Here is a 24,599-nt window from a genome sequence, read left to right on the forward strand (position 1 = left end):
TCGAACTCGGTGCCCATGTGGATCTCGGGGACGCGGGCGGCGTAGTCACCGCTGGCGACCTGGGCGGCGGCCTGCCGCACCCGCTCGAGTGACCTGGCGATGCGCCGGGTGAGGAAGACGCTCACGACGACCGAGGTGAGGAGGGCGGCGAGCAGCGCCAGGGACAGCGAGAGTGTCCAGGCCGTGGTGAAGGCCTCCTCGGCGTGGGTGATGACCGAGGAGTCGGAGGGCTGGGCCATGAGCATGTGGTCGTGGAAGATCTCCGGGCCGATGGCCGAGGCGACCGCCCACGCGGTGCCAGCCGCGACGAGGATGACGGCGACGATCGCCGCGAGAAGCCGGGCGCCGAGGCCCCACCGGCGGCGCGGTGCGGGACTCACTGCCCGGCGCCCATCCGATACCCCACGCCGCGCACTGTCCTGACGAACTTGGGCGCGGAGGCGTCGTCACCGAGTTTGCGCCGCAGGTGGGCGATGTGGACGTCGACGAGGTGCTCATCACCCACCCAGCCCGGTCCCCACACCGTCTCGATGAGCTGACGGCGGGAGAAGGCCATGTTGGGGCGGGACGCCAGGGCCGCGAGGACGTCGAACTCGGTGCGGGTCAGCGCCACGGGCTCCCCGTCGACGAACGCCTCGCGGCCCAAGAGGTCGATGCTCAAGGGCCCGAACGACGCGCCGGCGCCGTGCGGCCCGGTGTCCTGGCGTGGGCGGCGCAGCATGGCCCGCACCCGGGCGACGAGCTCGCGTGGGCTGAAGGGCTTGGTGACGTAGTCATCGGCGCCGACCGAGAGCCCGATGAGCTTGTCGACCTCCTCCACGCGGGCGGTGAGCATGATGATGTAGCAGTCGGAGAACGTGCGCACGGTGCGGCAGACCTCGATGCCGTCGGCGCCGGGAAGCCCCAGGTCGAGGACGATCACGCCCGGGTGCCACTGCCGGGCCCGGGCGATCGCGTCGCTGCCGTCCCCGGTGACCTGAACCTCGAAGCCGTGCCGTTCCAGGTAGCCGGCGACCAGTCGGGCCAGTGGGGCTTCGTCATCGACGACGAGCACGCGGGGCAGGTTCACATCAGTAGGGGCCGAAGTCATGTCCCTCATTCTCACAGCCGGCGTGGCCATCGGTACCAGGCTCGCGGCACAAGCGCCTGCCAGGGCAGCTACTCGACGCGCGAGTTGCCCTGGACACCAGACGCGACAGGGCGTGAGCATCACGGCTGCTCTCGCGCCCGGGTGCATGTCCCAGCGTCAGGAGGGTTGGAACGCCCAGTGCCAGGGCTCGCGCGGGGTGTCCTCGACGAACCCGAACCGTGCGGCGTTTGTGCGCATCCATGCCTGCGCTGATGCGTCCAGGTCCAGGTCCACGGCCATTCCCCAGCCGTGCTGGCTAGTGCCCGGCTTGGCGCCCAGGCCGCCCTGCGAGTACAGGTCCTTGCGCCGCACGACGTCGACCTGCACGTCGTAGGAGCGGTAGGAGTCGGTGACGCCGATGGCTACGCCCTCGGCCGCAGCTGCCGACAGGAGCCTCTCGAACGACTGGGCGGTGGGCGCCCAGAGTCGGTGGCCGGTGGCGCCCACCGGTTCGAGAGCCTCACGGGGGATGCGGCCGTTGCCGTAGGCCGCGAGATCGACCGGCACGCCGTCAGCGTTGACCTGGAACCGAGACCCTCCAAGGTTGGAGGTGCCGGCAGCCGAAGTCGGGGCAGTGTCGGCGACGGCGCTGGCAAGGACCTCGGAGAATGGCCGTGCCAGAGCCTGCGCCTGGCCGTACGCGCGGGACCGAGATCAGGCTGAGGGTCGCCTCGATCTGTGCCATGCGCTGAGAGATGGCGAGGATCCCGTCCATCGATGCTCCGTTCGTCGCCTACTGCTTCTATCGACGTCAATCACGTTTTCATTAGCGAAAGCCAGCCTCCAATCGCACTGCCCGGGGGCAGGTAACGCCGCTATTACGCCGTTACCGTGGTGGATGACCTGGTGATGGGAGCCGGATACCGCTCCGAGAGCAAGGCAGCCGGCGCGCTGGGGTTATGCAGCGTTGAGCTGCGCGCCCAAGGCGGCCATCGCGTGGTCCAGCGCGGGGTCGTGGCCGGGTCGAGCGCGAAGAGGTGCCCACCGAGCCGCTGAAAACCGAGGGACTACCACGCGGGAGCCAGGGCCTGCGCGGCTGCCTCCCAGAAGTCGTCCGCACGTCCCCATCCCCGAACTGCTACCGCAGCTCGAACGGCGAGAGGCGTGGAGCGCGACGAGCGCCACACTCCCGCCGAGCTGACGCCCACGGGTGTTCGCGGCCGTTGGCTACGGCCTGATCGCGGACCGCGGTGATGTAGTCCTCCACGCTCATGCCGATGGCGTCAGCGTCGGGCCTGCAGGGCGACTCGGGCGGCCCGGAAGTCCTAGAGAAACGCGGTGGTGGCCCGCTCGGCGAAATAGACGGTGCGCCCGATGGTGTCGAAGCGCGGCCGCGCCGGTCGGGCAGCTCCGCAGGGAGCGGTCCGACGTGCTCGTTGACGCGCACGGCCAGGATCTCGCCCGAGCGGGTGTAACGCTCCTGGGCGACGCGCCACCCGTCCTGTCCGGCGTGCGGAACGAGATAGAGCCCCGGTGCGGGGACAAACCCGGGCACGTGGAGCGGTGCTCACGCCGCCGGGGAGCCGTCGATGAAGGCCAAGGCGGCGCCGATGACCTCGGCGCTCTTGAGGTCGCGCACCGCGGAAACGGGGGTCGTCTCCCCGAGGCGCGGGTTGGCGCCTACCAGCCAGGTCAGGGCGACGTCAGGCCCTTCCGCCTGCGCCATAAGGTGCCAGACGCGGTAGCCCAGTCGCAGCTGGTTGACGGTCTTCAGACGCGGCTCGGGGCCGTCGGGGCGGGCCACCTGGCGGGCTGGCCCCGGTCTTTGGTGCCGGTCATCGCCTGCACGACCGAGGTGCCCACGTTCTCGTTGAGTATCCGCACCAGGTCGTGGATGTCGAGCCTGGTGGCGTCGGCGTGCGTGGCAACCACATTGGATTTCATGCCGAAACTACGCGCGAAGCGACCTAAAAACCACTGCGAATCTGTCCACAAACCCGGGAAAGTCGCAAGCCTGATGGCTGCTCATCCCGCGCTTCAAGGGCCAGCCAGGCGGTCCCGACGAGCCATCGGTGGGTTACAGCTGGCGACCGCCGCGGCTGGGGGCACCGCGGGTGGGCGGGTGGTCCCGCCGACGTTAACGGCCCTGCTGCTGTCGCCGGGGAGAGCCTCTCGCGAGCTTGGGCGAGGCGCTCCGCAGAAGCGAGCTCGGGTTCATGCTTATGATCCGACGCCGTGACGAGGACTCGCCCGTCACGTGTGGCGGCCCGCATCGTGGTTAGCGCCGCGCCTGCGGCGCTGTAATCGTCCCCCTGAGACCTTCCTCCACCTGTGGCCCAAGAGGGTCGGTGGTGGTGATGGACCAGCGGTCCCGGTAGCGGGCGACGACTCGCGCATCCAGCGCCCGCCACCGTGTGTGACGCTCGTTTTCGGTTCCTGTCGCGTGGCTCCTTCGTCTCGGTGGCGAGAATCAGTTGCGGTGTCACCAGGTTTGCGGCGTGGGCGGACTACGACACCGAAGTGAAGGTTCAATGAAGAGATCGGGAGGTTGTCACTTCGGGCGCTGAACCGAACGTAACGTGGTGCTCAGACTGAACCGCCCGTGAGATCTTGCCCGGCCTTCTGCGGCCGTGCTGTGTCCGCAGAAGGAGCTTCTTGAGCGTGCCTCACATGCCAGCGCAGGGACTGCGTCCTACTCGTCGTGAGTTGCGCCAGGCGAGCCAGCAGGTGACTGGAGGGGCGGCAGGCGCCGCAGTGGCGGTCGAGCATCCGCGCAGGCGGGACCTGCACCGCGGTTCCGACACGAGTCGTGCGCAGGCCGTGAGGTCCGAGCCGCCACAGCGAGTACGCAGGAAGGACCTGCGTACTCGTCGCCGGCCCGTTCGGCGGCGCGGTGCGCTGACGTCACTTGCCTCGGCTTTGGGTGCTGTGGCATTCGTGGCTGCTCCAGTGAGCGTGTCATCCCCCCAGGCCGAGGTGGTCATCCCCGATACCGTCGTTGTGCCTGCGGAGATAAGTGCCCTGGATGCTCTTCACGGTGCAGCGGACCGTTTCGCGCTGGAGTCGGCCAGTGCTACTTCGGCAATACTCGATCGGCCCGCCGAGCGAGAGATGGCGGCGGCGGTCCGAGCCTCGCGCGCCGCAGAGCGGTCACTCCTAGCGGCAGACGGCAGCCCCACCGCCAATGGCATGGCCGCGGCGCTAGTGCCTGCACGCCAACGGGTTGTCATGCCGTTGGCCGAAGGCAATTACCGGATCACCTCGAGGTATGGCGCGCGGCAGAACCCGTTCGGCGGGGGCGCGCAGTTCCATTACGGCGTCGACCTGGCAGCGCCCCTGGGTACCCCTATCCACGCCGTCGCCGACGGCGTCGTGACCTATGTCGGGCAGGGACGCGCGGGCCGGTCGAGCATGCTCATCATCATCGAGCACGAGATCGAGGATCAGATGGTGTACACCTGGTACAACCACATGTACGCCTCTGGCCTCTACGTCGAGCCCGGGCAAGCCGTCGAAGCGGGCCAGGTGATCGCGGGGGTGGGTAACAACGGGAACTCCACCGGCCCGCACCTGCATCTTGAGGTCCACACCGACGACCAGCTCTCCACGGTGAACCCCCTCACCTGGCTCCAGGAACAGGGAGCCGTCGACGTCGGCCAGCTGTAACAGGTAAGCCGTCTGCCCCGCGATCTATCCGGAGGGTCTGCTGCACGGATAGGTGACATCTGATCTGTGATGCCGAACGGTGCCACCGGAAGGATGTGCACGGTGCCGAAGCCGTACCCCAAGGAATTCCGCGACGACGTCGTTCGTGTCGCGAGGAACGGTGAGCCGGGCGTCCACCGGAAGCAGACCGCTGCCGACTTCGGCATCAGCGAGTCGTACTATCGGTCTCCCGGGCCGTCGAGCTCCTGGGCGATCTCATCCTCAGGTACAAGTCCACGACCCCCGCGGGGCCAGCGTTGATGACTCATCCGGGCGCTGACCCCTGACCCGCGCGGCGACCCTAGATGGACGGCGCGGGCTTCGGAGAACTCAGGGCTCGGTAGAGTGGTCAATGGTGGGTGCGCTGCCCACCGAGACCACGACGTTAGCGTCAGGGTCTCGCCACCTCCGTCTTGGCGGGGGAGCGCACACGGCCCGATTCCCCCATGGTTCCCCCACAGCCCCCCGGCTAACGGCGAACCTGCAGGTGAGGGTTGGTTCGAAGAGTTCAACGTCTGACCCCTCGGCGAGAGGCGGTAGCCCCTCTCCCGCCGAGAGCGGAGTCGTTGCCGCCCCCTCGCGCCGAGAGCGGAGTTGTTGTCAGCCCCGCTCTCGCCGAGAGCGGAGTTGTTGCTGGCCCCCATCTCGCCGAGAGCGGAGATGTTGCCGGCCCCCATCTCGCCGAGAGCGGAGTTGTGTCGGGACTGCTTTCCGGGGGCCGGCCGCTGCCGGCGGGCCGCGTCTCGGCTACAGGTCCCGAACCCAGTCCTGACCCACGAGCTCGACGCCGAACCGGTCGTGCCGCTGCACGGCGGACAGCGTGAAGCCGGCGGCCTCGTAGATGCGGCGCGCCGACACGAGGACGTCATTGGTCCAGAGCGTCATCCGGCGGTAGCCGCGCGCCCGGGCGAAGTCGATGCACGTGTCGACCAGCCGGGTCCCGACGCGGTGTCCCCGGGCAGCGGGGTCGACGAGAAGGAGGCGGAGCTTGGCCGTCTCGTCGTCGGCGGCGACGCAGAACACGCACCCGACCCGCCGCCCGTCGAGCTCCGCGATCCACGCAGCCTCCCGGCGGGGGGCGCGGCCCTCGGCGTAGGCAGCGACGATGCCCGCCACGAGGACCTCGAAGGCGGTGTCCCAGCCGAACTCCTCGGCGTAGAGCTCGCCGTGGGCCATCACGACCCAACCCAGGTCACCCGGTCGGTTTAGCGGACGGATCTCGACCCGGTCGCCGACGGGCGCCCCGCGAACAGCGTCGTCCATGGCTCCTCCTTCGGGTATGCACCGTAGACCTCCGTGTCCGGTGAGTCATCAGCCCACATGAGAGATCGCCCGCCGTCGATCTGCGGCGGCCCGACCGACGACCCCGCGGCCCGGCTCGGGCACGATTGGGGAGTGGACCGCCCCTTGCTCATGCTCGATGTCGACGGCGTCCTCAACCCGTACGGTGCGTCTCACCCGCCGTCGAGCTATGCGGACCACCACATGTTCCCCGGTGAGGAGCCGGTCCGCGTGAACCCCGAGCACGGGGTGTGGATCACCAAGGCCAGCAGCGTCCTGGACGTCGCATGGGCCAGCAGCTGGAACGACGACGCCAACACGCTCCTCGTCCCCCTGCTGCAGATGGCCCCGTTGCTGGTGGTGCGCATGCCGCCACCGCCCTTCGAGCCCAAGGAGAAGGTGCCGGCCATTGCTGCCTACGCGCAGCAGCGGCCGGTGGCGTGGATCGACGACCTGCACACACCCGAAGCCCACCGCTGGGCCACGGGCCGCGGCGTGCCGACCCTGCTGATCACCATCGACCCGGCGATCGGGCTCACCCGCGACTCCATCGACCGCGTCATCGCCTGGGCCACAGCCAGCACCCGATGAGTCCGCGGACGCGGCAGCTGCTTCCGCACCTTCCCACGAGAGCCGGATTGTATGCACGCTCCCTCGCCGAGAGGCAGGCCGCTGCCGGCGCTACGCTCGCGAGCATGACGTTCAACGAGGGTGTCCGCGCGGACTCGGGCCGGGTCCGTACCTCACGTGGAGGCGGACGCGGACTCGCCATCGGCGGTGGGCTCGGCGGTGGCGGACTCGTCCTCGTCGTCGTCGTCATGCTCCTGACGGGGCAGAACCCCGCGAGCCTGCTCGGCGGCGGTGGTGACACGACCGGCCAGGGAGCCGAGCCCGGTATCGACCTCAGCCACTGCCAGACCGGCGCCGACGCCAACGAGCACACCGAGTGCCGGATGGTGCTGACCGCCGATGCGCTCGACGTCCACTGGGACGGCGTCATGGCCGAGCAGACCTCCCAGGACTACGTCATGCCGGGCTTCGAGATCTTCCAGGACTCCGTCGCCACGGGCTGCGGGTCCGCGACGGCCGCAGTCGGCCCCTTCTACTGCCCGCCGGACTCCTCGGTCTACCTCGACCTCGGCTTCTTCGACCAGCTCGAGACGCAGCTCGGCGCGCAGAACGCCCCGCTCGCGCAGATGTACATCGTCGCGCACGAGTGGGGCCACCACGCGCAGCACTCCCTGGGCACCATGGAGGGCGCGGACCGCACCGACACCGGCCCGAGCGGTGACGCCGTCCGGCTGGAGCTCCAGGCCGACTGCTACGCGGGCATGTTCATCGGCGACGCCGCAACAACCGTCGACCCGGACTCAGGAGAGACCTTCCTCCAGCAGCCCACCGCGGCCGAGGTACGCACCGCCCTCGACGCCGCGGCCGCCGTCGGCGACGACCGCATCCAGGAATCCGCGGGCCAGGAAGTCTCGCCCCACTCGTGGACTCACGGCTCCGCCGAGCAGCGGATGAACTGGTTCGTGACCGGCTACGAGCAGGGCACGCTCCAGGCCTGCGACACCTTCGCCGTCCAGACGCCCTGACAAGCGGCGCGCGGACAGTCCGGCCGTCGGCGGGTGTGGCGTCGCGGGTGGACACAATCCTGCTGTCGGCAGGTGTGGGGTGCGCGCGTGTGGAAACAATCCCGCTGTCGGCGGGGGAAGCGTCCGCGCGCGCGAACAACCCTGCTGTCGGCGGGGGTGTGGGGTGCGTGCGCGTCGAAACAATCCTGCTGTCGGCGGGGGTGTGGGGTGCGTGCGTGGAAACAATCCTGCTGTCGGCGGGGGAGGGGGCGGTCAGGTGCTGAAGGCGTGGGTGAAGCCGAGGTGCTTGGCGATGATGGCGAGCTGCACCTCGGTGGAGCCCTCGCCGAGCTCGAGGACCTTGGAGTCGCGGTAGTGCCGGGCGACGACGTTCTCGTTGAGGAAGCCGTTGCCGCCCCAGATCTGGCAGGCGTCGTGGGCGTTTGCGACGGCTGCCTCACTGCCGACGAGCTTGGCGAGTGAGGCCTCGCGGGTGAAGGGCATCCCGGCGTCGATCCGGCGGGCGGCCTCGTGCATCAACGAGCGGGCGGCGGCCACCCGGGCCTGCATGCGGGCGATCGTGAAGGCGGTGTGCTGGTTGTCGCCGAGTCGGCGGCCGAAGACGATGCGGCGGGTGGCGTACGCGACGGCCTGCTCGAGGCAGCCCTGGGCGGCGCCGACGCACAGCGCGGCGAAGGCCACCCGTCCCTCGTCCAGGATCGAGAGGAAGTTGGCGAACCCGCGTCCCTGCTCGCCGAGGAGGTTCTCCTCGGGGACCCGGACGTCGGTGAGGAGGAGTGGGTGGGTGTCGGAGGTGTGCCAGCCGACCTTGTCGTAGGCCGGCAGCACCGTGAGTCCTGGCGTCCCGCTGGGGACGATGATCGTCGAGAGCTCCGGGGCGTCCCTCCCGTCGCGGCCGGTGCGCCTACCGGTGACGGCGGTGACGGTGACGAGTGAGGTGATCGGGGTGCCGGAGTTGGTGATGAACTGCTTGGACCCGTTGATCACCCAGTGGCGGTCGACGAGGTCGGCGGTCGTCCGGGTGGCTCCGGCGTCGGATCCGGCCTCCGCCTCGGTCAGCCCGAAGGCGGCCAGCGCCTCACCCCGGGCGAGGGCGGGCAGGTACCGCTCCTGCTGCTCCCGGGTGCCGAAACGCAGGATCGGCATGGCCCCCAGGCCCAGACCGGCCTCGAGGGTGACCGCGATCGACTGGTCGACCCGCGCCAGCTGCTCGACGGCCACGCACAGCGAGAGGTAGTCGCTGCCCTGCCCACCGAGCTCGACGGGGATCGGCAGCCCGAACAGGCCCATCTCGCCCATCGCGGCGATGATCTCCAGCGGCAGCCGGCGCTCGGTGTCGTAGGCGTAGCTGGCGGGGGCGACGACCTCGTCGGCGAAGTCGCGGACCCGCGCGGCCAGCTCCTGGTGCTCGGGGGAGAGCAGCTCGGTGCCGGCAACGGGGGTGATCGTGCTCATGCTCACGGGGTCTCCTCGGTGGTCGAACGGGACGCCAGGCGGCGCGCATGGCGCAGGATCGGCTCGTCGACCATCCGGCCGTCGAGCTCGAACACCCCGCCACCGGCCGCTGCCGCGGCGGCCAGCACCCGGCTGGACCAGTCGGCCTCCTCCTCGGTGGGGGAGTAGGCGGACCGGATGACCGGGACCTGCGCGGGATGGATGCAGGCGGTGGCGGTGAAGCCGCTGGCGGCGGCGTCCTCCGCCTCGGCGCGCAGTCCGGCGGAGTCGGCGAGGTCGGCGTGGATCGCGTCGACCGCGGCGCGGCCGTGCGCGCGGGCGGCGAGCAGGACGGCGGACCGCGCGTGCCGGACGACGTCACGGTAGCCACCGTCGGGCCGCCGGGACGAGGCCCCGCCGAGCGAGGCGACGAGGTCCTCCCCGCCCCACATGAGCGCCACCACCGCCGGGTGGGCGGCCAGGTCCGCCGCGGCGAGCACCCCGCGAGCGGTCTCGCACAGGACGACGACGCCGGCCGCGGGCAGGTCGGCGACGAGACGGTCGACGTCCTCGCTGTGCTCGGCCTTGGGCAGCATCACCCACCGCACCTCGGTGCCCGCAAGAGCGGCGACGTCGGCGGCGACGTCCTCCGTGCCGGGAGCGTTGACGCGCACGATCGTGCGGGCCGGGTCGAGGGCGGCGCCCGCGCCTGTGGCACCGGCAGCGGCAGCGTCGATCGCGGCGGAGCCGCCCGCACCGGCCGCGCCCGCCGAGCTGCTCCCGGCCGTGCCGAGCGCATCCACCACCGCGTCCCTGGCCGACTGCTTGTGCGCCGGGCCGACGGCGTCCTCGAGGTCGAGGATGACGGCGTCGGCTCGGGCGGCCGCCTTGGCGAACCGGTCCGGCCGGTCGCCGGGACAGAAGAGCAGCGCCGGCCCGAGTGGGAACGGCTCGACGACGGCGCTCACGGTGCCTGCCGGTACATCAGCGTGGTCCGCACGGCGCGCGCGACGACATCGTCGTGCTGGTTGCGGCCGGTGTGGACCAGGGTGACCACCGCCTGGCCCGGCCGGGACTGCGAGCGGCGGACTGAGAGCACCTCCGTCTCGCTGTACAGCGTGTCGCCGATGCGCAGCGGGCGCGGGAAGGTGACCTCGCTGAAGCCGAGGTTCGCCACCAGGGTGCCCTGGCTGAGCTGGCTCACCGAGGCGCCGACGATCGTGGCGAGCGTGAACATCGAGTTGACCAGCCGCTCGCCGAACTCCGACGCCTCGCTCCAGGCGGCGTCCAGGTGCAGCGCCTGCGGGTTCATCGTCATGGTCGAGAACACCACGTTGTCCGCCTCGGTGACGGTGCGCCCGGGGCGGTGCGCGTAGACCACACCGGTCTGGAGCTCGTCGGCGTACAGGCCGCGCTGGACGACCCGGGGCTTGTGCTCAGACACCGTCCACTCCCGTCGTCGGCAGCACCTGCGCCAGCTGCTCCCCGCGCCGCACCGTCTGCCCGGTGGTGACGTGCAGGCGGAGGGACCCGGCGCTGGGCGCGCGCAGCACGTGCTCCATCTTCATCGCCTCCACCGCCAGCACCGCGTCGCCCGCCAGCACGTGGCCGCCGTCGTCGACCAGGACGGCGACGACGGTGCCGGGCATGGGCGAGTCGAGCGTGGGGGCCCGTCCGTCGTCCCCGGAGGACCGGGCGGCGACGTGGGTCACGAGCTCCCGGTCCCCGTCGTCGGTGCCGATCCAGACGGAGCGGTCCGAGCTGTGCCGGCGCAGCGGCTCTCGGAGTCCGTCGACCGTCACGGCGTCGGGGTGCAGGGAGAGGGAGAAGCACGCGCCGTCGACCCGTGCCTCGGCGTGGTCGGGCGACCCGGTGAGGCGGACGACCACAGGATCGCCCGCCGGCCCGCCGAACCGGACGACGAACGGTGCGGGGCCGCCCAGCCGCCAGCCCGAGGGGGTGTGCCACAGGTCCGTCGTCGCCCGCTGGTGGACGTCGTGCCACCGCACGAGCGCGGCAACGGCGTACTCGCGCGCCGTGACCGGGGGACGCGTGAGGCGCTCCCGGTGCCGGTCGATGAGGCCGGTGTCCATCCGTCCTGCGGCGACGTCGTCGTCGGCGAGCAGCCTGCGCAGGAACGCGGTGTTGGTGACGACCCCGAGGACGTGCGTGTCCGCCAGTGCCCGGTCGAGCCGGGCCAGCGCCTCGGCCCGGGTGGGGGCGTGGGCGACGACCTTGGCCAGCAGCGGGTCGTAGGCGCTGGACACGTGCGTGCCGTCGCGCAGCGCGTGGTCCACGCGCACCCCGGTGGGCAGCGAGAGCCCGAGCACCGTCCCGCCGGTCGGCACGAACCCCGCGTCGGGGTCCTCGGCGTAGACCCGTGCCTCGACGGCGTGCCCGACGGTCCGTACCTGGTCCTGGCCCAGACCGAGCGGCTCGCCGGCGGCGATCCGCACCTGCGCCGCGACCAGGTCGATCCCGGTGACCGCCTCGGTGACCGGGTGCTCGACCTGCAGCCGGGTGTTCATCTCCATGAAGTACGGCTCCGCGGGTGCGTCGGCGGAGACGATGAACTCCACCGTGCCGGCACCGACGTAGTCGACCGCGCGGGCGGTGGCGATCGCGGCCCGGCCGAGGTGCTCGCGCTGCTCCGCGGTGAGCAGCGGGCTGGGGGCCTCCTCGACCACCTTCTGGTGCCGGCGCTGCAGGGAGCACTCCCGCTCGCCCAGGTGCACGGTGGTCCCGTGGGCGTCGGCGAGGACCTGCACCTCGATGTGCCGTGGAGAGCTGACGAAGCGCTCGAGGAACAGGGTGTCGTCGCCGAAGGCGGCGGCCGCCTCCCGCCGTGCGGTGGCCAGCGCTGCGGGCAGGTCCGCGGGATCGTCCACCCGGTGCATGCCCTTGCCCCCACCTCCGGCGGACGGCTTGACGAGCAACGGGAAGCCCACGTCGCGGGCGCCGGCCAGCAGGGCGGCGTCGTCCAGGCCTGACTCGGCCAGCCCGGGGACCGTCGCCACCCCGCGGGCAGCGACCGCGGCACGGGCGGCGATCTTGTCGCCCATGGTCTCGATCGCCTCGGGGCTCGGACCGATGAAGACCACGCCGGCGTCGGCGCACGCGCGGGCGAAGGAGGCCCGTTCGGCGAGGAAGCCGTACCCGGGGTGCACCGCCTGGGCTCCTGCCCGCCGCGCTGCCGCGACGATCGCCGCGCCGTCGAGGTAGGAGGGGATGCGGACTGCCGCCCCGGCGGCCGTGACGTGCGGCGCCCGGGCGTCCTCGTCGGTGTGGACCGCGACCGAGGCGATGCCGAGGGTGTCCAGCGTGCGGATGACCCGCAGCGCGATCTCAGCGCGGTTGGCGACGAGCACGGAGGTGAACATCGCCGTCACATCCGGAAGACGCCGAAGCGCGGGTCGGGGAGCGGGGCGCGGGACACGACGTCCAGGGCCAGGCCCAGGACGGTGCGGGTGTCCTCCGGTGGGATCACACCGTCGTCCCACAGCCGGGCGGTGGAGTAGTACGGGTTGCCCTGGGCCTCGTACCGGGCCTTGATCGGGGCCGTGAACGCCGCCTCGTCCTCCTCGCTCCACGTGCCGCCGGCGGCCTCGATCTGGTCGCGCTTGACGGTGGCGAGCACGGAGGCGGCCTGCGACCCGCCCATGACGGACACCCGGGCGTTCGGCCACAGCCACAGGAATCGTGGGGAGAAGGCGCGCCCGCACATCGAGTAGGTGCCGGCGCCGAAGGAGCCGCCGATGACGACGGTGAGCTTGGGCACGCGGGCACACGCGACAGCGGTGACCATCTTGGCGCCGTCCTTGGCGATCCCCCCGCGCTCGTACTCCGAGCCGACCATGAAACCGGCGATGTTCTGGAGGAACACGAGCGGGATCCCGCGCTGGTCGCACAGCTGGACGAAGTGCGCCCCCTTGAGCGCCGACTCGCTGAACAGGACGCCGTTGTTGGCGACGACGCCCACCTGGTGCCCGTGGATGCGGGCGAACCCGGTGACGAGGGTGGTGCCGTAGGTCGGCTTGAACTCGGCGAGCTCGCTGCCGTCCACCAGCCGGTCGATGACCTCGTGGACGTCGTACGCCGTCGCGAGGTCCCCCGGGACCACGGTGCCGATCGACCCGGGGTCGGCCACCGGCTCGCGGACCTCCGCCCGCGCCCAGATCGGCTCCGGGCGCGGCAGCGTCGCCACGATGTCCCGGACGATCTCCAGCGCGTGCTCGTCGTCGTCGGCCAGGTGGTCCGCGACGCCGGAGACCTCGGTGTGCAGCTGCCCGCCGCCGAGCTCCTCGGCGGTGACCACCTCGCCGGTCGCGGCCTTCACCAGCGGGGGTCCGCCGAGGAAGATGGTGCCCTGCTCGCGCACGATGACGGTCTGGTCGCTCAGCGCCGGCACGTACGCCCCGCCGGCGGTGGAGGAGCCCATGACGGCGGCGATCTGCGCGATCCCCGCGGCGCTCATCCGTGCCTGGTTGTAGAAGATGCGCCCGAAGTGGTCGCGGTCGGGGAAGACCTCGTCCTGCATCGGCAGGAACGCGCCGCCGGAGTCGACGAGGTAGACGCACGGCAGCCGGTTCTGCTCCGCCACCTCCTGGGCCCGCAGGTGCTTCTTCACCGTCATCGGGAAGTAGGTGCCGCCCTTGACGGTGGCGTCGTTGGCCAGGACGAGGCAGTGCCGTCCGTGGATGAGCCCGATCCCGGTGACGATCCCCGCTGCCGGGGCCTCGTCGTCGTACATGCCGGTGGCGGCGAGCGGCGAGAGCTCGAGGAACGGGGTGCCCTCGTCGATGAGCCGGTCGATCCGGTCGCGGGGGAGCAGCTTGCCGCGGGCGAGGTGCTTCTCGCGGCTGGCGGCCGGACCTCCGGCGGCGACGGCGGCGAGCCGGGAGCGCAGGTCCTGGACGAGGGCGGTCATCGCAGCGGCGTCGCCGGCAGCGGCCGTGGTCCCGAGCACCGCTACCTCACCAGCGCGATCGCCGGGTCGGACAGGACGTCGGTGACGTCGGAGAGGAACGCCGCGGCCTCCGCGCCGTCGAGGACCCGGTGGTCGAAGGACACCGTCACGGTGACGACCTCCCGCAGCGCGACCTCGCCCCGGTGCTCCCACGGCCGGGTGCGGACCGTGCCCAGGGCCACGATGACGCTCTGGCCGGGGTTGAGGATCGGCACCCCGCCGTCGACGCCGAACACCCCGACGTTGGTCACGGTCAGGGTGGAGCCGCTGAGCTCGGTCGGGGCGAGTGTCCCCTCCCGGGCGCGGGCCGCCCGGTCGGCGATCTGCTCGGCGAGGGTGCCGGCGTCCAGGGTGTCCGCGTCGGGGACGGTGGCCACCACCAGTCCGCGGTCGGTGGCGACGGCCACCCCGAGGTGCAGGTGGCCGAACAGCTCGATCCGCCCCTCGTCGGCATCGAGGCGAGCGTTCGCCTGCGGCGTCCGTCGCGCGGCGAGGACGACGGCCCGGCAGGCCAGCGACAGGAACGTCGGGGCGGTCGCAGCGGTTGCCGCGCGCCGGGCCAGCGCCAGCGTCTCGGTGACGTCGACCGTGGAGAACACCGCGGCGTGCGGCGCGGTGAAGGCCGAGTCGGTCATCGCCCGGGCCGTGTGCTTGCGCAGGCCGGTGAGCGGGACGTACGTGGAGCCACGGTCGGGGCCGGTCTCCCGGGCAGCCGACGTGCCTCCCGCGACCGCCTCGACGTCGGTGCGCCGGATGAGGCCGTCCGGTCCCGACCCGGGCACGGTACTCAGGTCCACGCCGAGGTGGCGGGCCAGCATCCGGACCGGCGGCATCGCCCGGGGGGTGGTCTCCCCGGGGCCGGTCGTGCCGTGCCGCCGGTAGGGGACCGTCGCGAAGGCGCGTGCCCGACGACGCGGGCGGGCATCACCCGCCGCCTGCGGCCCGTAACCGACGAGCACGGCGTGCCGCTGCGTGGGTGTTTCGGCCGTGGTCGACGACGACGGCGCCGCGGCGGGGGCGGGAGCGGCGGTGGGCTCCGGGGCGGACGACGACGGCGCCGCGGCGGGGGCGGGAGCGGCGGTGGGCTCCGGGGTGGACGACGACGCCGCCTTGGCGTGGTCGGGGGCGGCGGCGGGCTCCCGGGTGGACGACGACGGCGCCTCCGCGGGGGCGGGGGCGGCCGGGCTGTCGGCGGACCCTGCGACGACGTCGAACTCGACGAGTGGTGCCCCGACCGGGACGACGTCGCCCTCCTGGGCGTGGAGCTCGAGGATGCGCCCCGCGTACGGGCTGGGGAGGTCGACCACCGCCTTGGCGGTCTCCACCTCCGCGAGGATCTGGTTGAGCTCCACTTCCTCGCCCTCGGCGACGTGCCAGGTGATGATCTCGGACTCGGTGAGGCCCTCACCGAGGTCCGGCAGCCGGAACGTGGTCATGACGCCGCCCCCAGCGAGTTCCGGCGGCCCAGGGTGTGGTCTACGGCGTCGAGGATCCGGTCGAGGTCGGGGAGGAAGGTGTCCTCCAGGCCGGCCGGCGGGTAGGGGGTGTCGTACCCGGTGACCCGCTCGGGGGCCGCCTCGAGGTGGGCGAAGCACTCCTCGACGACGGCGGTGATGACCTCCGTGGAGACCGAGCAGCTGGCCTGCGCCTCGTGCACGACGACGAGCCGGCCGGTGCGCCGCACGCTCGCCGCGACGGTGTCCCGGTCGAGGGGGGAGATCGCCCGCAGGTCGATGACCTCGACGCTGATGCCCTCGTCGCTCGCGGCGATCGCGGCGTCGAGCGCGGTTGCCACCATCGGGCCGTAGGCCACCAGGGTGACGTCGCGCCCGGGTGCCACGACGCGCGCCGTGCTGAGGTCGGCGCGGACGGACCGGTCCACCTCGCCCTTGGTCCAGTACCGGCGCTTGGGCTCGAGGAAGACCACCGGGTCGTCGCTGGCAATGGCCGCCCGCATGGTCGAGTAGGCCTCCTGGGGGCTCGCCGCCGTGACGACCCGCAGGCCGGCGGTGTGGGCGAAGTAGGCCTCGGGGGACTCCGAGTGGTGCTCGACGGCGCCGATGCCGCCGCCGTAGGGGATGCGGACGGTCAGCGGCATCCGTACCGCACCCCGGGTGCGGTAGTGCAGCCGGGCGACCTGGGTGACGAGCTGGTCGAAGCCGGGGTAGACGAACCCGTCGAACTGGATCTCGCACACCGGCCGCATGCCCCGGTAGGCCATCCCGACCGCGGTGCCGATGATCGCGGACTCGGCCAGCGGTGAGTCGATCACCCGCGACCGGCCGTACGTCGCCTGCAGGCCGTCGGTGACCCGGAAGACCCCGCCGAGCGTGCCGATGTCCTCACCGATGAGGACGACCTTCTCGTCCGCCGCCAGCGCGTCGTCGAGCGCGGCGTTCAGGGCACCGGCCAGCGTGAGGCTCACGGCTGCTCCTCGGCCAGCGACGCCGCGAAGGCCTCCTGGGCCGCGCGCTGCCGGCTGATGGTCGGGTGCTCGCCGGTGTAGACGTGGTCGAAGAGCGTCTGCGGCTCTGGGGGGGCCATCGTGGTGACCGCCTGCCGCAGCTCGGCCGCGACGGCGTCGGCGCGCACGGTCGCCTCCTCGCGGATCGAGGCGACCGGTGCACCGAGCTGCTCGAGGTGACGCTCCAGGCGCCGGACCGGGCAGCGCCGCTGCCAGCGCTCCAGCTCGGCGTCGTCGCGGTAGCGCGTGGGGTCGTCGCTCGTCGTGTGGGCGCCCATCCGGTAGGTGACCGCCTCGATGAAGGTGGGGCCGCCGCCGGCTCGCGCACGCCGGGCAGCGAGCAGGCTCGCCGCCCGGACGGCCAGGACGTCGTTGCCGTCCACCCGCAGCGCCGGGATCCCGAAGCCGGTCGGCCGCAGGGCGATCGGCACCGTCGTCTGCACCGTGACGGGCTCGGAGATGGCGTACTGGTTGTTCTGGCAGAAGAAGACGACCGGCGCGTCGAACGTGGCGGCGAAGACCATCGCCTCGTTGACGTCCCCCTCGCTGGTGGCGCCGTCCCCGAAGCAGGCGACGGCGATCTCCTGCCCGCCCTGCGCTGCCGTCGCCATCGCGTAGCCGGTGGCGTGCAGCGCCTGTGCGCCGATGATGATCTGCGGGGTGGCCATGTGCCGCTCGTGCGGGTCCCAGCCGGAGAAGGTGGTGCCGCGCCACACGCTGAGTAGCTCGCTGGGTATCACGCCGCGGCACCAGGCCAGGCCGTGCTCCCGGTAGGAGGAGAAGATGAAGTCGGTGGGGGCCAGCGCGCGGCCGAGCCCGATCTGCGCCGCCTCCTGGCCCAGCAGCGGTGGCCAGAGCCCGAGCTCGCCCTGGCGTTGCAGGGCGACGGCCTCGTGGTCGATGCGCCGGATCACCGCCATGTCGATGTACAGGTCGGTGAGCAGGTTCTCGTCGACGTCGCCGAGGTGCTCGTCGAGGGGCGGACAGGGGTGCCGGGAGCCGGTCGGGTCGAGGACCTGCAGTGGTTCCGCGAGACCGTCGACCAGCGGCTGCTCGGGGGGTGACATGGTCGTCGACATCCTCGAACCTCCATGTTCGAAAGGCGCCTCGTGAGCGCCCGAGTGGCGCGGGTGTGGCCGGTTTCGACGGTACTCCGGTAGCGCAGGAGGCGCAATGAACGCGGCGTTCGTCGAACATTATGCTCAGCAAAGGCGTGGCGGCGTGGATATGATTGGGCACCATGCGCAGCGTGGACGACACCGACCGGCGGATCCTGCTGGCGATGACCGCCAACCCCCGCTCGACGATCGTCGCGATCGCGGACGAGCTCGGGCTGGCCCGCAACACCGTGCAGGCGCGGCTGACGGCGCTGGAGGCCGGGCCCGCCCTCCAGGGGTTCGACCGCCGGCTGCACGCGGCCTCGCTGGGGTACCCGCTGACCGTCTTCATGCTCACGCAGGTGGACCAGCCGCGGCTGGAGCACGTCGTGGCGCAGCTGCGTGAGATCCCGGAGGTGGTCCAGGCGCACGGGCTCAGCGGCCCCGGAGACATCCTCGTGCGCTGCGTGTGCACGGACACCGACGACCTGTACCGGGTCAACCGGCTCGTGCTGGCCTGCGACGGCGTCATCCGCACCGAGACGTCGCTGGCCATGGGGGAGCTCATCCCGTTCCGGCTCGCCCCGGTGCTCGAGCGCGACCTGGAGCACTGACCGCACCCGCTCCCGACCGGGGTGGTGACACTCACCGCAAAAGAGGATGCGCCCCGCCGTAGACTGGACGCCGCCGTCGCAGCGAGTGCTGCGCTGCATCCCACCCACCACCACGCTTTGAGGTCTGCCTGTGATCACCGCCCACGACGTCTCGATGCGCATCGGCGCACGGGAGCTGCTCCACGAGGCGACCTTCCGCGTCGACGCCGGCATGCGGATCGGACTCGTGGGCCGCAACGGTGCGGGGAAGACCACCCTGACCAAGCTGCTCGCGGGCGAGGAGGCGACCTCCGGCGTCGTCCAGCACACCGGGACCATCACGCGGACCGGCGAGATCGGCTACCTCCCGCAGGACCCGCGCACCGGTGACCTCGACGTCCTGGCGCGTGACCGGGTGCTGTCCGCCCGCGGCATCGACGGCATCCTGCGCCGCATCCGCCGCTCGGAGGCGGACATGGCGAGCAGGACCGGGGACGCGCAGGCCAAGGCGATGGAGCGCTACGTGCGCCTCGACGCCGAGTTCACCGCCCAGGGCGGGTGGGCGGCCGAGTCCGAGGCCGCGCGGTTCACCTCGAACCTCGGCCTGCCGACGCGGGTCTTGGACCAGCCGCTGCACACGCTCTCCGGCGGCCAGCGCCGCCGGGTGGAGCTCGCGCGCATCCTGTTCTCCGGGGCGCAGACACTGCTGCTCGACGAGCCGACCAACCACCTCGACCACGACTCGATCGTCTGGCTGCGCGACTACCTCGCCTCGTTCTCCGGCGGGCTCATCGTGATCAGCCACGACGTCGAGCTGCTCCGCGACACCATCAACACCGTCTTCCACCTCGACGCGAACCGCGGTGAGCTGGACGTCTACAACCTCGGCTGGGACGCCTACCTCAAGCAGCGGGAGCAGGACGAGCGCCGTCGTCGTCGGGAGCGGCAGAACGCCGAGAAGAAGGCGTCCACGCTGATGGCCCAGGCGGAGAAGATGCGCGCCAAGGCCACCAAGGCCGTTGCCGCGCAGAACATGATCCGCCGCGCCGAGCGCATGGTCGCCGGCCTCGAGGACACCCGCCGCGCCGACAAGGTCGCCAACCTCCGCTTCCCGGACCCGGCGCCGTGCGGCAAGGTGCCGCTGACGGCCGAGGGGCTGTCCAAGTCCTACGGTTCCCTCGAGGTGTTCACCGACGTCGACCTCGCCATCGACCGCGGCTCCAAGGTCGTCGTCCTCGGGCTCAACGGTGCCGGCAAGACGACGCTGCTGCGGATCCTCGGCGGTGTCGAGGAGCCGGACACCGGCGAGGTCGTGCCCGGGCACGGGCTGAAGATCGGCTACTACGCCCAGGAGCACGAAACCCTCGACGTCGAGCGCACGGTGGTGGAGAACCTCCGGACTGCCGCGCCGGACCTCACCGACACCCAGGTGCGCTCGGTCCTCGGGTCCTTCCTCTTCTCCGGCGACGACGCGGACAAGCCCGCCAAGGTGCTGTCCGGCGGAGAGAAGACCCGCCTCGCGCTGGCCGTGCTCGTCGTCTCCTCGGCGAACGTGCTGCTCCTCGACGAGCCGACGAACAACCTCGACCCGGCCTCGCGCGAGGAGATCCTCGGCGCGCTGCGGACCTTCACCGGCGCCGTCGTCCTCGTCACCCACGACGAGGGCGCCGTCGAGGCGCTCGAGCCCGAGCGGGTGCTCCTCCTGCCCGACGGCGACGAGGACCTGTGGAGCGAGCAGTACTCCGAGCTCATCGCGCTGGCCTGACGGGGGAGGCACCGCGGCGCTGAGCGGTTGAGTAGGCCGCCGTGTGTCGCACGACGCGCCCTCACCGGGCACTTGACCGGGCAGGTCTTCCGGGACTGTCGGAGCCGAGCGGGGGTGTTGGCGCAGGTCAGGCACGGTCCGTCCGATGCGGGTTGGTCTTGTGGGACGTTCAGCACGCCCACGGGGTTCTCGTCCCGAGCGCAATCAATCGAGGATGGAGCCGCGAGATGTCGGGATGGACGACACCACAGCGCGTCTGCTGGTCGCTTCCCTCGGTGTGACCGTGACACTTGCCGCAGCACTGCTGACTCAGTTGCTGGCGGGCAGGGCCGGGCGGCAGCGTCGCCTTCGAGAGGATCGGTCTCGGTGGTTGACCGACCGCCTCGGCGTCAACACCACGAGCGGTTGCGCCACGGGCGATGCGTCGCCGTAATCTCTAGTCTCTTGCGCTCGGTACTGGCGGTCTAACGCTGGTCAACGGGCGCCCGTGAGTGCCCCGCGTCGGATGTGAGGCGTGTCGCTGACAACGTTCGTGGAACGTACTAACTTGGAGAAACGGAAGCGGGCCGCGCGGCAACGCGACCCGCTCCCAAGCCTCTAAGACGAGGCCTCACCTAGTCGCCCGGACTAGACGGTCCGCCTCACGGTCTTCCTGACCGTGGGGCGACCAGGCACGCGCACGGTGCGCGTGACCTGGATGGTGATCTTGGGCCTCTTCATCGTTCTCACCTCCTTCCCGTAGTGCTAGCGCTGGCGCTCACTTGCGGCGCTCAACGACCGTGGTGCGCGGGCTGCGGGCGGCATGCTTCTTCGTGACGTAGCGACCGCTGATCGCAGACCTGGCGCTGGTTCCCTTGCTCTTCCCCTTAGCCATGGCTCTCTACCTCCTTCCTAGGGCACCGTGCCCACGCCTTCGATCCTAAATCACAACGACGTAATTTGGTGGGATCCTCTGGTCCTGGGACCACTACCCCTAGTCCCTGTGGACACGGTGACCTACTAGATGTTGTGGATCACGGGTTATCCACAGGTGCCGGACACCTTCCCACCGTCCATCCACAGATTTGACGGGACTGCCCACAGGGGGGTAACGGAGCTGTGGGCGACGCGCGGGAGTGTCGGAGGCAGACCCGACGCGGGTGATGTCCGCCGGCACCCGATCACCCGGACGTCATCTGCCCGATCAGAGGGATCGGCCAACGGAACGTCAGCTGGCACGCCCGCCGCCCGCACACCCGGTGGGAGATGGCGACCTAACGATGTCTAGTTGCCGGAGACCCGGCCGACGACAACGAACTTGCCCCCACGTTCGCCTCAGACCGGATGACGACGACGAAACGTGCGCCATCTGCGGCGATGGACATTTCGTCGTGGGGAGCGTCCCAGGCCACGGGAGGACTATGGACCCCGATGTGGCTCCTCGACCTTCGCTTCGGGCGGCCGGTCTATTCGTCAGAGCTGACGTCTAGAGTTGCATTATGACAGACACTCAGCATACTCGGCCGCCGGCCGAGCGATTCATCGCGGCCTACGAGAGCGCTCTCGACCATCTCTCCCACCAGTATGAGGAGTCCTTTCACGGCTTTGGTGCCGTACTTCGACACGAGAAGGCCAGGAGAAATCAGGTCGTCGAGCGCAACCAAGCTGTCCTCCGTAGATTAGCTGAGCTCCGCAACGTTATTGCCCACAACCCCTCCCGTGACGGAGAGCCGATCGCGATTCCCAGGCCGCACGCGGTCGAGCAGATGGAGCGGATCGCGCAGCTGATCCAGCGCCAGCCGCCGATCAAGGACTTCATGGTTGTGAACCCGATCCGCCTCTCCCGGGACAGCACGCTGGCAGAGGTCGCGGCCACGGTGGTCGAGCTAGACATCTCGCAGATGCCGATCTACGAGGGCGACGAATATGTTGGGCTGTTCACGACGAATGCGATGGCTCGATGGCTCAGTGCTTCGATAGCCGAGGACGGGATTCTTCTGGCTGAGGACGTCACCGTCGCGAAACTTATTGAGCATGCTGAAGAGCACGAGCAAGCCGCGTTCGTGAAGCCCACGGTCCCGGCGCTCAGGGCGGCCCAGCGGATGCTGAACCCGACTGCTCCGCCCGCGCTGCTGATTTCCACTGACGGCACCGAAGCGGGCCAGTTACAGGGGATTTTCACCCGATTTGAGGTGGCCGCCGTCCTCAAGGAAGTGACAGTCCCGTTGCCTTGAGGGGACCCTTGAGGACCGCGGTTCGCAGATCTCGTTTATACAAGCTGGCTAGCCCGGATCTTTCATGGGGCGGCCGGGCTGGGTGATGACCGCGCGGGGAGCGTGGTCTGAGTCGATTCTTTCAGCGGGGTGTGACAGTGCGCCGAGTGTCGTCTCGGTTGTCGCGGGTTCCGTGGCCGGGGGCTTGCTGAAAGGTCGTCGGGACGGGAGCCTGCGGGTCAGCCGGGGGCGGGGAGGCGGCGCAGGCGCGTGATGCCGTGGACGGCGAGGTGGGCCCAGGGCGCGGTGCTGGCCAGGTGCAGGACGGTGCGCCGTGCGTGGCGGGCGATGGTGGCCGGAATGGTGAAGATCCGCAGTCGTAGTCGCTTGGGTTCCCAGCGCCGGGCCTCCACGTCGGTGAGAGCGAGCAGCTGCATCCAGGCGGTGAGTTCGGCGGCGAGAGCGACGATGGCGAGCCAGATCTGGTTCTGTGCGAAGTCGTCCAGCGGGAGCGCGCGCAGTCCGGTGTCCTTGGCGGTGCGGATGCGGTCCTCGCAGCGTGCTCGGCGGCGGTGACGGAGCTCGAGGTCGGCGAGCTGGGTGCCGGGTCCGCCGGGGCGGGTGTTGGTGGCGAAGGCGGTGATGCGGTGGCCGTCGATGTCGGTGATCCGCAGCTGAGCGCCGGGATGGGGGCGTTCTTTGCGGGCGATGACGCGCATCCCGGCGGGCCAGCCGGTCAGGTCGAGCAGGTCGGTGAGCTCGGCGACCCAGGCCCCGTCACGAATCTGGTCGTGGGCGTCATAGGCCGGGGTCCAGACGTGGTCAGGGATTACCGCGAGCAGCTCGGGGGTGTTGGCCGGCAGGGTGAACCCGACGGAGTAGGACAGGCGATGGCCGGTCATCCACTCGATGACGTCGTGGGTGCAGCCGGCGCCGTCGGTGCGGATGAGGACTTTCCTGCCCGGGCGGGTGCCGCGCCGGTAACCGGGTAGCTGACGCAGTGCGTCCTTGATGACGGTGATGTGGTCCGCGGCGGTGTTCGAGCCGGCGTTCCCGGCGCGCAGCATGAGAGCGAGGGGTTCCCCGCTGCCCTCGTGACCGTGGTCGAGGAACGCGCACAACGGGTGGAAGCCGTAGCCGCGTTTGAACGTCGCCCCGGCGCGCTCCTTGTCGGAGTGGGAGGTCACCAGGGTGGCGTCCACGTCGATGATCAGCGGCGACTTGGCGCTGATCTCGTGGTCCGGGGAGTGCTGCCCGGCCAACGCCCACGCCGCCTTTCGAGCAGCGGCTCGCGCGGTGTCGATCGCGCGCAGCGCAGCGGGGGCGTCGGTGGCCAGGGCGTCGATGGTCCGCGAAACCGTCGGGTCTGAGGCCACGGGCCCGTAGAGGTCGGGTTCGGCGCGCAGCAGCGCGACGTCCGAGAGCGTGTCTCCGCCCAGCGCCAGGCACAGCGCCAGATCCGTGATGACCTTCGCCGGGTCGTGGACCGCCAGCGGCTTGCGCCACGGCGACAGCGCCACCGACAACTCCGCTCCCAGGCCGGTGGCCGCGATGGTCTCCGTCAGCAGCACCCCGCCGGCCTGACCGATCGCCGGGACGCTGGCCGTGTCGACCTCGACACGTGGATAGACGCGGGTAGTCTTCACCTTGAAGGTGCTCCTCGAACTGATACGACTTGGATCTCGACAATCCCTATCGTCCCTGTTCAGGAGCACTTTCTACGTCACCGACACGGCACCGCCGCCGCTCCACCGTGAAAGCACCGGGCTAGCGCTGGCTGGCGCCACATCCCTCAGGGGCTCAACGGTCAGCATTTGGCGTCTCTACCTGATGCAGGTCGTCGATGATCACCGGGTAGCGCACCTACACCTCTCGCTGGCCGGCAGTCATCCGCAGGGGCCGAACAGTTGGCATTCCGCGATGCGCTTCGCGCTGCCCCGCTGCCCTTCCGGCGCTATATGGAACCGAAGCGGTCGATGGCCGCGGAAAGCGCACCGTCCGTGAGGCGTGCACGGCTGACAAGCGGACTTCGTCTGAAGTCTCATCCGCGAGCGATCACGTCCAGACCGGGGATGCAAGCGGTCTCTTAGCCGGATCCCCGGCGGGTGCGCGAGTCGCCGGCCGAGGCTCCCGGACCGCACACGGGACGGAAACCGCACCAGGGCTGTGCAGCGATGGCCGTCCCGCCACGTCCTGCATGGCGGTGGGGATCGTGAGGTTCGGCGACGGGAACCAGGCTTGGACGGCCCGCTCGGCACACTGCCATGAGCTTGCCGTTCTCTGGCAAGCTCATGGGCGAGGTCGCCCCGCGCGTCTCGTTGCCGGCGGGCATGAGCGGGAGACGGCGTCCCGCTGGCGTCCTGGCATGATGCACCTCATGGATCCTCAGCTGCTAGCGACCGCCCTAGGTGGTGTAATCGCAGCTGCTGCCGGCGCGG

Annotated in this window: 21 protein-coding genes; 6 read left to right on the plus strand and 15 right to left on the minus strand. The window is 70.9% G+C overall.

The features are described from left to right. The 5 genes from VR894_RS14530 to VR894_RS14550 all read right to left on the minus strand — a co-directional run. Positions 1-380: HAMP domain-containing protein (locus VR894_RS14530; RefSeq protein WP_324652669.1), on the minus strand; the 380-nt coding region annotated here is incomplete at its 3' end. Then, positions 377-1,090 (minus strand): response regulator transcription factor, encoded by a 714-nt coding sequence (locus VR894_RS14535; RefSeq protein WP_242892508.1) that lies wholly within the window; start codon positions 1,088-1,090, stop codon positions 377-379. The genes VR894_RS14535 and VR894_RS14530, both read right to left, overlap by 4 nt. 156 nt (positions 1,091-1,246) lie before the next feature. Further along, positions 1,247-1,636 carry a M15 family metallopeptidase gene (locus VR894_RS14540; protein ID WP_324652672.1) on the minus strand — a complete coding sequence of 130 codons (390 nt, stop codon included), beginning with the start codon at positions 1,634-1,636 and terminating at the stop codon, positions 1,247-1,249. A gap of 1,000 nt (positions 1,637-2,636) precedes the next feature. Next, positions 2,637-2,873: a hypothetical protein gene (locus tag VR894_RS14545; RefSeq protein ID WP_242892502.1), complete on the minus strand. Its 237-nt coding sequence runs from the start codon at positions 2,871-2,873 to the stop codon at positions 2,637-2,639. Next, complete coding sequence (locus VR894_RS14550; RefSeq protein WP_242892500.1) at positions 2,840-3,013, minus strand: hypothetical protein; 174 nt, start codon at positions 3,011-3,013, stop codon at positions 2,840-2,842. The genes VR894_RS14545 and VR894_RS14550 overlap by 34 nt, the downstream gene beginning before the upstream one ends. A gap of 1,005 nt (positions 3,014-4,018) precedes the next feature. Between VR894_RS14550 and VR894_RS14555 the strand changes: the two genes are divergently transcribed. Beyond that, positions 4,019-4,735, plus strand: coding sequence for a M23 family metallopeptidase (locus tag VR894_RS14555; protein WP_324652675.1), 717 nt, complete (start codon positions 4,019-4,021; stop codon positions 4,733-4,735). Positions 4,736-5,521: 786 nt separating this feature from the next. Here VR894_RS14555 and VR894_RS14560 read toward each other — a convergent pair. Then, a complete protein-coding gene (locus tag VR894_RS14560; protein ID WP_324652676.1) occupies positions 5,522-6,037 on the minus strand; it encodes a GNAT family N-acetyltransferase in 516 nt (171 codons plus the stop codon). Between the two features lie 132 nt (positions 6,038-6,169). On the opposite strand from VR894_RS14560, the gene VR894_RS14565 reads away from it, so the two are divergent. Then, on the plus strand, positions 6,170-6,646 hold the full coding sequence (locus VR894_RS14565) for an HAD domain-containing protein (protein ID WP_324652678.1): 477 nt from the start codon (positions 6,170-6,172) through the stop codon (positions 6,644-6,646). 104 nt (positions 6,647-6,750) lie between these two features. Then, positions 6,751-7,650: a neutral zinc metallopeptidase gene (locus tag VR894_RS14570; protein WP_324652680.1), complete on the plus strand. Its 900-nt coding sequence runs from the start codon at positions 6,751-6,753 to the stop codon at positions 7,648-7,650. 252 nt (positions 7,651-7,902) lie between these two features. On the opposite strand, the gene VR894_RS14575 is transcribed toward VR894_RS14570, so the two are convergent. The 8 genes from VR894_RS14575 to VR894_RS14610 are packed head-to-tail and all read right to left on the minus strand — an operon-like array spanning position 7,903 to position 17,593. Continuing rightward, positions 7,903-9,105: an acyl-CoA dehydrogenase family protein gene (locus tag VR894_RS14575; protein WP_324652682.1), complete on the minus strand. Its 1,203-nt coding sequence runs from the start codon at positions 9,103-9,105 to the stop codon at positions 7,903-7,905. A gap of 2 nt (positions 9,106-9,107) precedes the next feature. Then, positions 9,108-10,052 carry a CoA ester lyase gene (locus tag VR894_RS14580; protein ID WP_324652685.1) on the minus strand — a complete coding sequence of 315 codons (945 nt, stop codon included), beginning with the start codon at positions 10,050-10,052 and terminating at the stop codon, positions 9,108-9,110. Beyond that, the gene (locus VR894_RS14585; RefSeq protein ID WP_324652687.1) at positions 10,049-10,528 is read right to left on the minus strand and encodes a MaoC family dehydratase; all 480 of its coding nucleotides are present in this window, start codon (positions 10,526-10,528) and stop codon (positions 10,049-10,051) included. The genes VR894_RS14580 and VR894_RS14585 overlap by 4 nt, the downstream gene beginning before the upstream one ends. Further along, positions 10,521-12,464, minus strand: coding sequence for a biotin carboxylase N-terminal domain-containing protein (locus VR894_RS14590; protein ID WP_324652689.1), 1,944 nt, complete (start codon positions 12,462-12,464; stop codon positions 10,521-10,523). Before VR894_RS14590 ends, VR894_RS14585 begins: the two co-directional genes overlap by 8 nt. 5 nt (positions 12,465-12,469) lie before the next feature. Continuing rightward, the gene (locus VR894_RS14595; RefSeq protein ID WP_324652732.1) at positions 12,470-14,011 is read right to left on the minus strand and encodes a carboxyl transferase domain-containing protein; all 1,542 of its coding nucleotides are present in this window, start codon (positions 14,009-14,011) and stop codon (positions 12,470-12,472) included. A 41-nt stretch (positions 14,012-14,052) separates the two neighbouring features. Next, positions 14,053-15,486: a dihydrolipoamide acetyltransferase family protein gene (locus VR894_RS14600; RefSeq protein ID WP_324652691.1), complete on the minus strand. Its 1,434-nt coding sequence runs from the start codon at positions 15,484-15,486 to the stop codon at positions 14,053-14,055. Then, complete coding sequence (locus VR894_RS14605) at positions 15,483-16,475, minus strand: alpha-ketoacid dehydrogenase subunit beta (protein WP_324652693.1); 993 nt, start codon at positions 16,473-16,475, stop codon at positions 15,483-15,485. The genes VR894_RS14600 and VR894_RS14605 overlap by 4 nt, the downstream gene beginning before the upstream one ends. Further along, positions 16,472-17,593, minus strand: a complete 1,122-nt coding sequence (locus tag VR894_RS14610) for a thiamine pyrophosphate-dependent enzyme (protein ID WP_324652694.1) — start codon at positions 17,591-17,593, stop codon at positions 16,472-16,474. The genes VR894_RS14605 and VR894_RS14610 overlap by 4 nt, the downstream gene beginning before the upstream one ends. A gap of 161 nt (positions 17,594-17,754) precedes the next feature. Here VR894_RS14610 and VR894_RS14615 point away from each other — a divergent pair, with 161 nt between their 5' ends. The 3 genes from VR894_RS14615 (at position 17,755) to VR894_RS14625 (ending at position 22,182) form a co-directional block, all read left to right on the plus strand. Continuing rightward, on the plus strand, positions 17,755-18,225 hold the full coding sequence (locus tag VR894_RS14615; RefSeq protein ID WP_324652696.1) for an Lrp/AsnC family transcriptional regulator: 471 nt from the start codon (positions 17,755-17,757) through the stop codon (positions 18,223-18,225). Positions 18,226-18,355: 130 nt separating this feature from the next. Beyond that, complete coding sequence (locus VR894_RS14620) at positions 18,356-19,969, plus strand: ABC-F family ATP-binding cassette domain-containing protein (protein ID WP_324652697.1); 1,614 nt, start codon at positions 18,356-18,358, stop codon at positions 19,967-19,969. A gap of 1,478 nt (positions 19,970-21,447) precedes the next feature. Beyond that, positions 21,448-22,182 (plus strand): CBS domain-containing protein, encoded by a 735-nt coding sequence (locus VR894_RS14625; RefSeq protein WP_324652699.1) that lies wholly within the window; start codon positions 21,448-21,450, stop codon positions 22,180-22,182. A 218-nt stretch (positions 22,183-22,400) separates the two neighbouring features. Here the strand turns inward: VR894_RS14625 and VR894_RS14630 are convergent, their stop codons facing one another. After that, a complete protein-coding gene (locus tag VR894_RS14630) occupies positions 22,401-23,807 on the minus strand; it encodes an IS1380 family transposase (protein ID WP_324652700.1) in 1,407 nt (468 codons plus the stop codon). Between the last annotated feature and the right edge of the window lie 792 nt (positions 23,808-24,599).

The organism is Georgenia sp. H159 (genome assembly GCF_035607575.1).
GTDB lineage: Bacteria > Actinomycetota > Actinomycetes > Actinomycetales > Actinomycetaceae > Oceanitalea.